At 69.9% G+C, this 13,702-nt stretch carries 8 protein-coding genes; 7 read left to right on the top strand and 1 reads right to left on the bottom strand.

Annotated elements, in window-relative coordinates; all coding sequences use genetic code 11:
- The first annotated feature begins 18 nt into the window (after window positions 1-18).
- The 3 genes from MFF06_RS08075 (at window position 19) to MFF06_RS08065 (ending at window position 3,987) form a co-directional block, all read left to right on the top strand.
- Window positions 19-864 carry a formate/nitrite transporter family protein gene (locus MFF06_RS08075; protein ID WP_238202731.1) on the top strand — a complete coding sequence of 282 codons (846 nt, stop codon included), beginning with the start codon at window positions 19-21 and terminating at the stop codon, window positions 862-864.
- A 114-nt stretch (window positions 865-978) separates the two neighbouring features.
- Complete coding sequence (locus MFF06_RS08070; RefSeq protein ID WP_238202729.1) at window positions 979-2,709, top strand: bifunctional protein-serine/threonine kinase/phosphatase; 1,731 nt, start codon at window positions 979-981, stop codon at window positions 2,707-2,709.
- A gap of 180 nt (window positions 2,710-2,889) precedes the next feature.
- Window positions 2,890-3,987 (top strand): hypothetical protein, encoded by a 1,098-nt coding sequence (locus MFF06_RS08065; protein ID WP_238202727.1) that lies wholly within the window; start codon window positions 2,890-2,892, stop codon window positions 3,985-3,987.
- A 141-nt stretch (window positions 3,988-4,128) separates the two neighbouring features.
- Here the strand turns inward: MFF06_RS08065 and minC are convergent, their stop codons facing one another.
- A complete protein-coding gene (minC, locus tag MFF06_RS08060) occupies window positions 4,129-4,845 on the bottom strand; it encodes a septum site-determining protein MinC (protein ID WP_238203073.1) in 717 nt (238 codons plus the stop codon).
- A 158-nt stretch (window positions 4,846-5,003) separates the two neighbouring features.
- On the opposite strand from minC, the gene addA reads away from it, so the two are divergent.
- From addA to bamA, 4 genes are all read left to right on the top strand, one after another.
- Window positions 5,004-8,498 carry a double-strand break repair helicase AddA gene (gene addA, locus MFF06_RS08055; protein ID WP_238202724.1) on the top strand — a complete coding sequence of 1,165 codons (3,495 nt, stop codon included), beginning with the start codon at window positions 5,004-5,006 and terminating at the stop codon, window positions 8,496-8,498.
- A gap of 177 nt (window positions 8,499-8,675) precedes the next feature.
- Window positions 8,676-9,005 (top strand): thioredoxin, encoded by a 330-nt coding sequence (trxA, locus tag MFF06_RS08050; protein ID WP_238202722.1) that lies wholly within the window; start codon window positions 8,676-8,678, stop codon window positions 9,003-9,005.
- Between the two features lie 226 nt (window positions 9,006-9,231).
- Window positions 9,232-10,386 carry an RIP metalloprotease RseP gene (gene rseP, locus MFF06_RS08045; RefSeq protein WP_238202720.1) on the top strand — a complete coding sequence of 385 codons (1,155 nt, stop codon included), beginning with the start codon at window positions 9,232-9,234 and terminating at the stop codon, window positions 10,384-10,386.
- A gap of 414 nt (window positions 10,387-10,800) precedes the next feature.
- The gene (gene bamA, locus MFF06_RS08040) at window positions 10,801-13,365 is read left to right on the top strand and encodes an outer membrane protein assembly factor BamA (protein ID WP_238202718.1); all 2,565 of its coding nucleotides are present in this window, start codon (window positions 10,801-10,803) and stop codon (window positions 13,363-13,365) included.
- Window positions 13,366-13,702: the final 337 nt, after the last annotated feature.

The raw sequence follows: 13,702 nt of genomic DNA, 5'->3' as shown, positions 1-13,702 counted from the left end.
AACACTTCAGGAGATACGATGGCTTATCTGGCCCCCTCGGAATTCGCGGTGAAGATGGTCGATGCCGGCGAGGCAAAGGTCTTCATGTCGACGCGCGACACCATCATCCGCGCCTACATGGCGGGCGCGATCCTGGCCCTGGCCGCCGTCTTCGCGGTTACGATCACGCAGCAGACCGGCCAGCCGATCGTCGGTGCCGCCCTGTTCCCGGTGGGCTTCTGCATGCTCTACCTGCTGGGCTTCGACCTGTTGACCGGCGTCTTCGTGCTCGCCCCGCTGGCCCTCCTCGACAAGCGCCCCGGCGTGACGGTCGGCGGCGTGCTGCGGAACTGGGGCCTCGTCTTCGTCGGCAACTTCCTCGGCGCCCTGACGGTGGCCTTCATGATGGCCTGCGTCTTCACCTACGGCTTCACGAGCCCGCCCGATAAGACCGCCGAATTCATCTCCAACATCGGCGAGAAGCGCACGCTCGGCTACGCCGCCCACGGCTTCGGCGGCTGGATGACCCTGTTCCTGCGCGGGATGCTCTGCAACTGGATGGTCTCGACCGGCGTCGTCGGTGCGATGATCTCGACCCATGTGAGCGGCAAGGTGATCGCCATGTGGATGCCGATCATGCTGTTCTTCTTCATGACCTTCGAGCACTCCGTGGTGAACATGTTCCTGTTCCCGTCGGGCCTCATGCTCGGCGCGAAGTTCTCCATCATGGACTATCTCATCTGGAACGAGATCCCGACCGTGCTCGGCAACCTCGTCGGCGGCCTCGCCTTCACCGGCCTGACCCTCTACTCGACGCATGTCCGCACCGCGCCCAAGCGCACGATGCCGGGCTCGGCCGAGAACGTCCGCCGGATGGCCGCTTAAGTCAGAGGGATTCCAAGGGGACGAGTCCCTTCGGCGGGTCATTCCCAAGGGCTCCGCCCCTGGACCCCGCCAAGGGGCTTGCCCTTTGGGAACACCTGACATGACCGTCGTACGATGACGCCCACCCTCACCGTCACCATCGGTCAGCACAGCGAGCGCGGCCGCAAGGACGCGAACCAGGACTTCCACGGCGCCCTCGTTCCCGAGGGCGCCTCCTTGCGTCTGAAGGGCGTCGCCGCCCTCGTCGCGGACGGCATCAGCAGCTCCGATCTCGGGGCGCTGGCGAGCGAGACAGCCGTCAAGAGCTTCCTGTCCGACTACTACGCCACGCCGGACACGTGGTCGGTGCGCAGCGCGGGCAAGCGCGTGCTCGCCGCGACCAACTCCTGGCTCCACGCACAGACCCGTCACCGGGCCGAGCCGGGCGACCGCGACCGGGGCTGCGTCACGACGCTGAGCGCCCTCGTCCTGCGCTCGCGCACCGCGCATGTCTTCCACGCGGGCGATTCGCGGATCTGCCGGGTCGCGGGGCGATCCCTCGAACAGATCACCCAGGACCACAGGGTCGTCGTCTCGTCGGAGGAGAGTTTCCTCGGCCGGGCGCTCGGGGCCGACGCCCAGGTGGAGATCGAGTGCCACGCCGTGCCCGTGGAGGAGGGTGACGTCTTCGTCCTCACGACCGATGGCGTGCACGAGGTGCTGCGCCCCCGGGACATCGCGCTGGCCGTGACGGAAGCGGGGGACGATCTGCAGGGTGCGGCCCGGCGGATCGTCGATGCTGCCTACGATGCAGGCAGCGGCGACAATCTCACGGCACTGATCCTGCGCATCGACACCCTGCCGGTGGGCGAGCCGGACGAGGTGATCGGCCAAGTGGGCGAGTTGCCCCCCGCGCCCGTCCTCGAACCCCCGGCACGGTTCGACGGCTACGATGTGCAGCGCCGCCTCCATGCGGGGAGCCGGGGCCATGTCTACCTCGCCTCGGACCGGGAGACGGGCGACCTCGTCGCCCTCAAGGTGCCGGGCCTCGAACTGCGGGGCGACCCCGATTACCTGCGCCACTTCATGATGGAGGAGTGGATCGCCCGGCGCCTCGACAGCCCGCACGTCCTGAAGGCCCACCCCCGCACGGCGCCCCGGAGCCATCTCTACACGGTGATGCGCTACGTCGAGGGGCGCACCCTGGCCCAGTGGATGGCCGACAACCGCGAGCCCGAACTGGAGGCCGTGCGCCGCATTGTCGAGCAGGTTGCCCGCGGCCTCCAGGCGTTCCACCGCCGCGAGATGGTCCATGGCGACCTCCGCCCGGAGAACGTGATGATCGACGCCTCCGGAACGGTGCGGATCATCGATTTCGGCGCGACCCGCGTCGCCGGATTGTTGGAGCCGGGGGGCCGGGACGAGGCAGCCCTGCCCCAGGGCGCGATCCAGTACACCGCGCCGGAGTGCTTCCTCGGCGATCCGCCCTCGCCGGGCTCGGACATCTTCGCCCTGGGCGTGCTCGCCTACCAGATGCTCACCGGCCGCCTGCCCTACGGCGGCGAGGCGGCCCGCGCCCGGACCCGCCGCCGCCAGAGCCGCCTCCGCTACGTCTCGGCCCGCCATGCCCGGCCGATGCTGCCGCCGTGGATCGACGGCGCCCTCAAGCGGGCGACCCATCCCGACCCGGCCAAGCGCTACGAGGCCCTCTCGGAATTCGTGCACGACCTGCGCCATCCGAATCCCGCCTATTCCGGCGAGCGTGGCGTGCCGCTGATCGAGCGTGATCCGCTGGTGTTCTGGCGCAGCCTGTCCCTGGTGCTCGGGCTATGCGTGATCGTCCTCCTCGCTCTGCTGGCGCGGTAGGAAAGGGCGCAAGCGGTTCAGCGTCCGGCGCAAGCTGCTCGCCGCTTTTAGAAATCTGCAATGGCTGAGCGACTATGGTCGGGGAATATGCCCCCTGATCTCGATGGTCGATCGCCGGTCTTTCCCGCTTCGACGGCACGGGATCGTGGAAACCGAGCTTTCTCTGCAAGGATTCATGCCATGATCAAGCGATCTGCCACCGCCGCGATCACGCTGGCCTTGTTGTTCGGAAGCGGGGTCGCACCGGCTTGGTCGGGCGAGCGCAAGTTGTTCGAGAATATCCGGGGTTGGGAAATCGAGCGGAATGTCGGGCAACCGGGCGCCTACGCGTGCCAGATGTCCTACAGCTACCGCGACAAAGACGACGACGACGCCGAGAACGCGATCGTCATGTCCTTCGAGGACGGCAAGGTGAACCTCGTTCTCGGCTACGGAAACTGGGAATGGGACAAGGACGAGGCCGTTCAGGCGTCCTTCTCCGTGGACAAGCAGGTCCTCTACCCGAAGCAGGGCTGGGTGGGGGAGGCCAAGCTCCTCTGGTCGCAGCTGCCGGACGCGGTGATCCCCAAGCTGCTCAAGGGCAAGCAGATCATCCTGAAGTTCAGCGACGGCGCGGCCGACTTCAGCATTCCCGGCTTTGCCGATGCCTATGACGGCGTGAAGCGATGCAATGCGGCCGTTCCGACGGCGGGCCCGCAGGCGTCGGCGACGCCGGCCGAGGTGCCGAACCAGATCCGGCTGCAAGCCTACATGTTCGGCCTGATGATCCAGAAGGCGGCCGCGAGTTGCGCCGTGAGCACCACGGCGCCGCAGCGGGCCGCCGTCGATGCCAAGGTGAGCGCCCTGCGCGCCGAGTTCGCCACCATCGAGCCGATGATCCGCGAGGAGATGAGCAAGTCGGGCCCCACCCCCGACTGCCCGAAGGATGCCAGCAGCGTGGCGGTCTTCGACACGGAGTTGAAGTCCTATCTCGACCAGGGGCCGGAGGAGTTCGTCGCCTCCGCCGAAAAGCGCAGCGCCGAGCGCGCGGCGGTCAAGAAGGCGGAGGCCGAAGCCAAGGCCAAGGCCGAGGACGAGGCGAAGATGCGCGCCGAGATCGAGACCAAGATGAGGGCCGAGGCCGAGGCGAAGAGCAAGGCGGAGGCCGAGACCAAGGCCCGTGCCGACCTGGAGGCCCGCATCCGGGCGGAGGTCGAGGCCAAGCTGCGGGCCGAAGCCGAGGCGAAGGCGGTCAAGGTCGAGGCGGCGCCCAAGGCCGAGGCCGAGGCGAAGCCCTGAGCAAGCCCGGTCAGGCCCAACGCTTCTCCGTTATTGCTTAGCACTTCTTGCGTTTGGCGCGACGCGCTCTCCTCCCCACAAGGGGGAGGGAGCCCGCGCTTACCATCGACACATCGCGATCCAGGTCGAACTGAAAAAGCTCTACCGACTCGCGTCCAAAGCCGTGAGCCGCAGCGCGTCGTCCACGAGGCGCACCTCGACGGGCTGGCCGTGGAAGCTCGCATCGAGGTCGTCGGCGGCCCGGTAGAGGCCGTCGATGGCCACGAGTTCCGGCTCGAACCGGCGGCACCAGATCCGCGCGGCCGGATCGCCCGAGGCGCCCGCCACCGCCCGCCCGCGCAACACCCCGTAGATGTGGATGGAACCTCCGGCGATCACCTCGGCACCGGAGGCGACGGCGCCAAGCACGATCACGTCGCCGTCGAGGTGAAGGATCGTCTGGCCGGAGCGCACCGGCACGTCGAGGATCAGCGAGCGGGACGGCACGGTCCTGGCGGCGGGCTCCGGCTCCGGCGCGGGGGCATCGGGCATCGCCACCTCGCCGATAGGCCGCCCGCCGGAGAGGGAGGGCGGCAGTCCGTCGCCGGACATTCCGGGCGGCGCGCCCTCGATCCCGTGGACGGGGATCCGGCGGGCGCGCAGTTCGGCGAGGAGCTCGTCGAGATCCTCGCGGGTCAGCGAGAGGCCGGTGAGGTCGAGGATCGTCGGCCGCCCGTTGAAGAAGGCCGGCGCCCGCTGGCACAGGGCGTCGAGGTCGGCCAGCCACTCGGCCACGGGGGGAAGCGGCGCCAGCACCGTGGCCATGAAGGAGCGGCCGCGAAAGCGGATCGGCGGGCGGGCCTCGGCGGAATGGTTCATCGTCACGGGCGCATCGGATTCGTCTGCGGCGGAGCGCGCGCACGCATCCATGCGGCCGGGCGACCGGCCCCGCAATGCCGCCGCGGCACCACGGAGGCGCAAAGTGGCGCCGTCTGGTGTAGAAATCGACCGACCCGCAGGAAATCCCGGACCGATCCTTGGTCGACCGCTCCCTTGCCACGGCCTCCCCGGCCCCGCCCCGCCGCGCCCTCGTCGTCGATCCCCTGACCCGGGAGAACCAGCGCCGCGCCGCCGACCCCCGCGCCTCGGCCTGGGTCTCGGCCAATGCCGGAGCCGGCAAGACCAAGGTGCTCACCGACCGGGTGGTGCGGCTCCTCCTCGACGGCAATCCCCCTGGCCGCATCCTGTGCCTTACCTTCACGAAGGCCGCCGCCGCGAACATGGCGATCCGTGTGTTCGAGCGGCTCGGCCGGTGGGTGACGCTGCCCGACGCCGAACTCGCCGCCGACTTGACGGAGTTGACCGGCGAGGCCCCCTCGCCCGAGCGCCTGCGCATGGCCCGGCGGCTCTTCGCCCGCGCGGTGGAGACGCCCGGCGGCCTCAAGATCGAAACCCTGCACGCCCTGTGCGAGCGGCTGCTGCACATGTTCCCCTTCGAGGCGAACGTTCCCGCCCGCTTCGTCGTCCTCGACGAGACCGCCGCGCGGGAGATGTTCGCAATCGAGACCAACAACGTCCTGGCCGATGCGAACGGCGCGCAAGACTCCTCCCTCGGCCGCGCCCTTGCCCAGGTCACCGCCGAGGCTACGGGCGACACTCTGCGCGAGGCGATCCGCCTCGCCGTCCGGGCCCATGGCCGGATGGCGGACGGCGACGGCCTCGACGGTGCCTTCGTCCGGTTGCGGACCCGCCTCGGGCTCGCGGGCGGCGAGACGGCCGAGGCGATCGAGTCCGCGATCCTCGATTCCGGCCTCGATGATTTCGCGGCCTTGGCCGAGGCCCTGCGCACCGGCAAGGCGAAGGACGAGACGCTCGCCGAAACCATCCTGGAGGCCGCCGCGATCCGCGAGGCCACCGCCGGGCAACCGGACCGGAGCGAGGCGCTCACGGCCTACAAGGCGATCTTCTTCACCCAGAAGGACGAGCCGAAGGCCGATTCGAGCCTCGGCACCAAATCCGTCCCCGAGGGGGTCAAGCTCGCCCTGATCGCGGAGCGGGACCGCATCGACCCCCTCTTCGACCGGCTGCGCGCCGCCGACGCCCTCGCCCGCACGCAGGCCCTCTTCGCCCTCAGTGCGGAGATTCACCGCCGGGTCGAGGCGCAGAAGGCGCGCCTCGGCGCCCTCGACTTCGACGACCTGATCCGCCGGGCCCTCGACCTGCTCTCGCGGGTCGGGGCGGGCTGGGTGCTCTACAAGCTCGATCGCGGCATCGACCACGTGCTCGTGGACGAGGCGCAGGACACCAACCCGGACCAGTGGGCGATCCTGCGCGCCCTGACGCAGGAATTCGCGGCCGGGGCGGGCGCCCGGGAGGCCAACCGCACCCGCTTCGCCGTCGGGGACCCCAAACAGTCGATCTATGGATTCCAGGGCGCGGATCCGCGGGAATTCGCGGTGACCCGCTCCGCCTGGATCGGAGAATCCCGCGCGGCGGGGATCCCCTTCGCGGACGTGCCCCTGACCCTGTCCTTCCGCTCCACGGCGATGGTGCTGAGGGCCGTCGATGCGGTCTTCTCACTCCCGGCCCACAACGACGGTCTCTCCGAGGAGGACGAGCGGCGGACGGTCCACGCCAGCGCCCGTCCCCAGGCGGCGGGCGCCGTCGAGATGTGGGAGATCGCCGAGCCGGAGGTGACGGACGAAGTGGTGGCCTGGACGGCCCCGGTGGACACCCCCGATCCCGGCTCCCCGGCGCTGCGGGTCGCCCGCCGGGTAGCCTCCGCCGTGCGGTGCTGGATCCGCGAGGGCGACGCCACCGGCCGGATTTGGCGGCCCGGCGACATCCTGATCCTCGTCCGCAAGCGCGGCCCCGCCTTCGAGGAGGTGATCCGCGCGCTGAAGGGCCTCGGCGTGCCGGTGGCGGGCCAGGACCGCCTGGAGGTCTCGGCGCACATCGCCGTGGCCGACCTCGTCTCGGTGGGCCGCGCCGGGCTCCTGCCCGCGGACGACCTGACCCTCGCCACCGCCCTGAAGACGCCCCTTGTCGGCCTGACGGACGACGACCTCGTCCGCCTCGCTGCCCACCGGGAGGGGGAGGAGACGCTCCAGGACGCCATCCTCCGCCACAGCGCGGCGGGCGACGCCGCCGCGCAAACGGCCCTCGACGCCCTCGCCGCCTGGATCGACCTCGCCGGGGCGCTCGGCCCCTTCGGCTTCTACGCCCGCCTCCTGGGTCCGATGGGTGGCCGGGCGCGCCTCGTGTCCCGGCTCGGGGGCGAGGCGGGGGACGCCATCGACGTGTTCCTCGCCGCCGCCGCCCAGTTCGAGGGCGGCGAGGAGGCGCCCTCCCTCGGTGGCTTCCTCGCCCGCTACCTCGGCGCGGAGGCGGGCCACACGGTGAAGCGCGATCTGGAATCGGGCCGCGACGAGGTCCGCGTGATGACCGTCCACGGTTCGAAGGGCCTGGAGGCCCCCGTCGTGGTGATCCTCGACGGCTGCGAGGCCGTCGGCGGCGGCGACCCGGCGCTCATCCCGATGGGCGGGCCGGATCAGGCGATGCTGCCGGTCTGGGCGCTGAAGTCGCAGGATTGCGAGGCGACGGGGCAGGTCCGCGCCGCCCTCTCCCTCCGGGCGCGGCAGGAGCACAACCGTCTGCTCTACGTCGCCATGACCCGGGCGGCCGACAGGCTGGTCGTCGCGCCGTTCCGGGGCAAGATCCGCGAGACGGAGGCGGCGTGGTGCCGGATGATCCGCCTCGGGCTCGAAACGGGGATCGGGGCCGGGGAGGAGATCGAGACGGCCTACGGTCCGGCGCAGCTCTGGCGCGACGGCGCCGTCGCGGAGGGGGTCGCCCCCTCGCCCGGCGAAGCGGCGGGCGGCGCTTCCGAGCCCGCGTGGCTGCGCAGGCCCGTCGAGGCCGAGGCGGTGGCCGTCGCGCCACTGCACCCGTCGGGGATGCTCGATGCCGCCGACGGCGCGCGGCTGCCGCCGCCGCGCCTCGCCGACGCCGCCGCGCGCCGCCGCGGCCTGCTGGTCCACGCCCTGCTGCAGCATCTCCCCCGGCTGGAGCCCGGGTCCCGCCGGGAGGCCGGCCTCGCCTATCTGCGCTCGCGGGCACCCGGCCTCGGCGAGGGTGCGCTGCGCGGCATCCTCGGGTCGGTGATGCGCTTGATCGAGGATCCGGCCCTGGCCCCGCTCTTCGCGGGCGACGCCCTGGCCGAGGTGAGCCTCTCCGGCCGCGTGCTCGCCCGGGGCAACGAGGTGCCGGTCACGGGGCGGGTGGACCGCATCGCCGTCGCGGAAGGCACCGTGACGCTGGGCGACTTCAAGACCGGCCGCCCCCCGGATGACGGCGCGCCCCTGCCGGAATCGGAGGCGGCGCAGATCGCGCTCTACGCGCGGCTCCTGGCCAAGATCTATCCGGGGCGGCGGATCGTGCCGATGCTGGTCTGGACCTCGGGGCCGGTGATCCGCACCCTCTCGGAGGCCGAGGTCGCGGCGGCCCTCGACCGGGTCGGCATCGCGCAATGAGGGGCACGCGTTCGCAGGCGCCGCGCATGCCGGCGTTACCGTGCCGCCATGCACGGGAGGCCGGGCGCCTTGACCGTCCCGCCGGGCGTCGCCAAATCTGACCGGACCGCGCGGGCGAGAGCCCGCCCGCGGCTTCCGGGGACCCTTCCCCGGCGGCCCCACGCGAAAGGGTGTACGATGGCGACGGTGAAGGTTACCGACGCGAGCTTCGAGCAGGACGTCCTCAAGTCCGCCGAGCCCGTGGTCGTGGATTTCTGGGCCGAGTGGTGCGGCCCCTGTCGGCAGATCGGCCCGGCGCTCGAAGAGATCGCGACCGACATGCAGGGCAAGGTGAAGATCGCCAAGGTCAACGTCGACGAGAATCCCGGGATCGCCTCGCAGTACGGCATCCGCTCGATCCCGACGCTGCTCCTGTTCAAGAACGGCGAGCGTGTGGACCAGAAGGTCGGCGCCGCCCCGAAGGGCGACCTCTCGCGCTGGATCAGCGCCCAGACCGCCTCGGCCTGATCGCCGTCGCCGATCGGTGCCGCGTGTCGTATCCGGCGCGCGGCACCGGCTCCGCATCGGCCGCCCCCGCCGGTGCGATGGGGACAACGGGGACTTTCCGGGCCGCGGCAAGCCCGCGTGAAGCTCGGCCGCAGGATTGGATGGCTTCCAGGGAGCCTGATCTGATAAAGGATCGGCGCCGGGCCGTCACATCAGAAGACCCGCGCCGACGGCCGGGACGAGACGCATGGATTTCCTAAACGCGATGGGCGGAACCGCCGGCAGCTTCTTCGGCGCCGTGATCCCGTTCCTGTTCGTCCTCACCGTTGTCGTGTTCGTGCACGAGATGGGGCACTTCCTCGTGGGGCGCTGGTGCGGCGTCGGCATCCACGCCTTCTCCCTCGGTTTCGGCCCCGAGTTATTCGGCTTCAACGACCGGCGGGGCACCCGGTGGAAGCTGTGCGCCATCCCCCTGGGCGGCTACGTCAAGTTCCACGGCGATGCCAACGGCGCCAGCGTGCCCGACCCGGAGACGATCGCGCGGATGAGCCCGCAGGAGCGGGCGATCAGCTTCCCCACCCAGCCCGTCAGCAAGCGCGCGGCCATCGTCGCCGCCGGGCCCATCGCCAACTTCCTCCTCGCCATCGCCCTCTTCGCCGGGGCGATCTGGCTCGGCGGGCGCTACGAGTTGCCGGCGCGCGTCTCCTCTGTGGAGCCGAACAGCGTGGCCGACACCGCGGGCTTCAAGCCGGGCGACCTGATCACCGCCATCGACGGTCAGCCGGTTCGCGACTTCAACGCGATGTACCGCACCGTGACCGGCGCCGCCGGCACCTCCCTCGCCTTCACGGTTCAGCGGGACGACCGCGACATCACAATCAACGCCACGCCCGCCACCATCGACGAGCGCACCCCCTTCGGCCGCCACCGCATCGGCCGCCTCGGCATCCGGTCGCCGGCGGGCTCCGAGGCGAAGCTTGTCCACTACGACCTTGGGGATTCCCTCAGGCTCGGCGTCCACGAAACGTACTTCGTGGTGGAGCGGACCTTCTCCTACCTCGGCAAGCTCATCACCGGCCGGGAATCCGCCGACCAGCTCTCGGGTCCCATCGGCATCGCGCGGGTCTCGGGCGAGGTCGCCAAGAACGGCGGCGTCGGTGGCCTCGTCGGCCTGATCGCCCTGCTGTCCGTGTCGATCGGCCTGCTGAACCTCTTCCCCGTGCCCCTCCTCGACGGCGGGCACCTCCTCTTCTACGCCTTCGAGGTCGTCCGCGGCCGTCCGCTCAGCGAGCGGGCACAGGAGGTCGGCTTCCGCATCGGCCTCGCCCTGGTGCTCATGCTGATGCTGTTCGCGGCGTGGAACGACATCCTCAATCTCGGCGCATCCTGGAAGAACACCTGATCCCGTCATCACAGGACGCGGGAACGAGGAATAAAAGTTCAACCTGGGGATGGTAGCATCACACGGCTGCCGCATTCCCGCCTTCGGGGCGCCGGAAATGGCCCGCGAACCGCGGTAAACGCTGGGTTAACAGCATCCGCGCGGCTTTGCGAAAGTCGCGCGACGTCAGTGATTTACCCTTCATTCAGCATGATCTCGGCTTTCCCCGCGGGGGGCGCCCGGCATTAAGTGGCGCGAAGGCCACGTCTGCGCAAAATCCCCTGGTCTTGGTCTCCGACGCGTTTGCTTGGCAGGGGAATCCCGGTAAGAGCGAAGCTAGGACCGAAGCCACGCTTGGACCACGGTGACGGGATGGCCGACCAACGGCTGCCCACGCAGGCACGGCCTGCGGCCAGAGCAGAAACGGGCGATTGCATGATGTCGTTGACGGGCAAGCATCGGCGTAAGTCGATGCGCAAGACCATCGTCCTGATCTCTGCCGGGGCGGGGATGGTCCTGGGCGGCGCCGCCCAGGCGCAGCAGATCGTCGTGCAGGGCAACCAGCGCGTCGATGCCGATACGATCCGTTCCTACGTCACCGGTACCGCGTCGGGCTCCGCAGAGGAGGCGCGGCGCAACCTGCTGGCCAGCGGCATGTTCTCGGACGTGAAGGTGGCGCAGGCCGGCGGCCGCACCGTCGTCACCGTCCGCGAGAACAACCTGATCAACCGGGTGGTCTTCGAGGGCAACAAGAAGGTCGAGAAGTCGACCCTCGAGACCGTGGTCGAGTCCAAGGCGCGCGGCCCCTTCAGCGAGGCCACGATCAACGCCGATCTCGCCCGCATCCGGGACGTCTACAAGCGCTTCGGCCGCGGCACGGCGAAGGTCACCTACCGCACGGTCAACCTGCCCAACGGCCGCGTGGACGTGATCTACGACATCGACGAGGGCGACAAGACCGGCATCATCGCCATCAACTTCGTGGGCAACCAAGCCTATTCCGAGCGGACCCTGCGCGGGCTGATGAGCTCGTCGGAGATGAACTTCCTCTCGTTCATCAAGACCTCGGACGTCTACGATCCGGAGCGGATCAGCCAGGACCTCGAGCAGGTGCGCCGCTACTACCTGAAGAACGGCTATGCCGACTTCCAGGTGGTGAACGCCGATGCGCGCTACGTCGAGGGCGAGCAGTCCGGCTACGTCATCACGATCACCGTCAACGAGGGTAAGCCCTACGAGGTCGGCGCGGTGGCGGTGGATTCCCGTCTTCCCGGCCTCGATACGGAGCGCCTGCGCGAGAACCTGACGACGGCCGTGGGCGAGACCTACAACGCCGACGACGTCGAGCGCACCCTGAACAACCTCACCCGCGACGTGAACCGCGCCGGCTACCCCTTCGCCCAGGTCCGCCCGACGGGCCAGCGCGATCCGGCGACGCAGCGCGTCTCCCTCGGCTTCGTGGTCGAGGACGGCCCGCACGTCTACGTCGAGCGCATCAACGTCCGCGGCAACACCCGCACCCGCGACTACGTCATCCGCCGCGAGCTCGATTTCGCCGAGGGCGACGCCTACAACCGCGTGCTGACCGACCGCGCCGAGCGGCGCCTGAACGGCCTCGGCTTCTTCAAGAAGGTCCGCTTCTCGAACGAGCCCGGCTCCTCGCCCGACCGCGTGATCATCAACATCGATGTCGAGGATCAGCCCACGGGGTCGTTCTCGGTGGCCGGCGGCTACTCCACGCAGGACGGCATCATCGGCGAAGTCTCGGTCTCCGAGTCGAACTTCCTCGGTCGCGGCCAGTACGTCCGCCTTGCCGGTACCGGCGGCCAGTACTCCCGCGGCGTCGACTTCTCGTTCACCGAGCCGTACTTCCTGGGCTACCGCCTCGCGGCCGGCTTCGATGCCTTCTACAAGTACTCGGACCTGACCCGGTACTCGCGCTACGAGACGACCGTCTACGGCGGCCAGCTCCGCGTCGGCCTGCCCATCACCGAGGAGTTCGGCGTCACCCTCCGCTACTCGCTGTACAACACCGAGCTGAAGGTGCCGAACACCCTCAAGCGGCCCTACGACGACTGCTCGTTCCCCATCCCGGGCTACACCGTCCTGAACCCGGCGGGCGCCGTGGGTCCGGACGGCCGCAGCATCGCCGGCCAGGCCGCCTATCCGGGCTGTGCCTTCGACGGCGAAGCCTCGATCGCCATCAAGGGCTCGCAGGGCAACACCCTCACCTCGCTGGCCGGTCTGACGCTCGCCTACTCGACCCTCGACGTCATCGGTGCGCCGCGCAACGGCGTCTACGCCGAGTTGAAGCCCGACGTGGCCGGCCTCGGCGGCGACTCCAAGTTCTTCCGCGTCACCGCCGACGCCCGCTACTACAAGGAGCTGTACGAGGACGTCGTCGGCTTCGTCCGCTTCCAGGGCGGCCACATCGAGCCCCTCGATGGGCAGCCGCTGCGGGTGACCGACCAGTTCTTCCTCGGCCCGTCGCTGGTCCGCGGCTTCGCGCCGAACGGCATCGGCCCGCGCGACGTCGGCATCGCCGACTCCCGCTCGAACGCCATCGGCGGCTCGACCTATATCGGCGGCACCCTGGAAGTTCAGTTCCCGCTCTACGGTGTGCCGCGGGATCTCGGCCTGAAGGGCGCGCTGTTCGCCGACGCCGGTACGCTGTTCGGCTACAACGGCCGCAGGAACTTCGACGTCAACCGCGACGGCTTCATCAACGGCACGGCGCCGGGCGGCGCCTGCAACTTCAACACCTACACGATCGGCGTCGAGCCGGAGTGCGTGAACGTCCGCGACAAGAACGTGATCCGGTCGTCGATCGGCGCGTCCATCCTGTGGAATTCGCCGCTCGGACCGATCCGCTTCGACTACGCCTACGCCCTGTCGAAGGACGAGGGTGAGAAGGTCTACGTCCCGGCGCTCGGCAAGTACGGCCATATCGGCAAGGACCAGACGCAGGCGTTCCGCTTCTCCGGCGGCTCGCGCTTCTGATCCCGAGACACGACCCGGCCGGGCCCTTCCGGTCGGGTCGGCTTGCTCCGCAACCTTCTGTTCGAACCTCATCGCCGGCGGGACCGCTCAAGGGTCACGTCGGCGTTTTCTTTGTCGGTGGGCGGGCAAGGGCGACGGAACGCGGCCCCGGGGGATGATCCGGTCGCGATCCGGTGTATGAGCCCCGCAACGACTCGCACGCTCCGGCTTCGGACGACACGGGATCGAACCGGGACGGTCCGTCCCCCGCCACGGCAGGCCCGGATCGCGGCCTTCCCGCGGGGCCATGCCCCCGGTCTCGATCCGGTGCCGCCGAGCCCCGAGCGACCCCGAAGCC

This window comes from Methylobacterium aerolatum, from assembly GCF_022179085.1.
GTDB lineage: Bacteria > Pseudomonadota > Alphaproteobacteria > Rhizobiales > Beijerinckiaceae > Methylobacterium > Methylobacterium aerolatum.
This window is presented reverse-complemented; position numbering and strand designations above follow the sequence as displayed.

Bases quoted from the DNA above. Each gene is read 5' to 3' on its own strand.
- MFF06_RS08075 (WP_238202731.1), top strand. From the start codon at position 19: ATGGCTTATCTGGCCCCCTCGGAATTCGCGGTGAAGATGGTCGATGCC.
- MFF06_RS08070 (WP_238202729.1), top strand. From the start codon at position 979: ATGACGCCCACCCTCACCGTCACCATCGGTCAGCACAGCGAGCGCGGC.
- MFF06_RS08065 (WP_238202727.1), top strand. From the start codon at position 2,890: ATGATCAAGCGATCTGCCACCGCCGCGATCACGCTGGCCTTGTTGTTC.
- minC (WP_238203073.1), bottom strand. From the start codon at position 4,845: ATGAACCATTCCGCCGAGGCCCGCCCGCCGATCCGCTTTCGCGGCCGC.
- trxA (WP_238202722.1), top strand. From the start codon at position 8,676: ATGGCGACGGTGAAGGTTACCGACGCGAGCTTCGAGCAGGACGTCCTC.
- rseP (WP_238202720.1), top strand. From the start codon at position 9,232: ATGGATTTCCTAAACGCGATGGGCGGAACCGCCGGCAGCTTCTTCGGC.
- bamA (WP_238202718.1), top strand. From the start codon at position 10,801: ATGATGTCGTTGACGGGCAAGCATCGGCGTAAGTCGATGCGCAAGACC.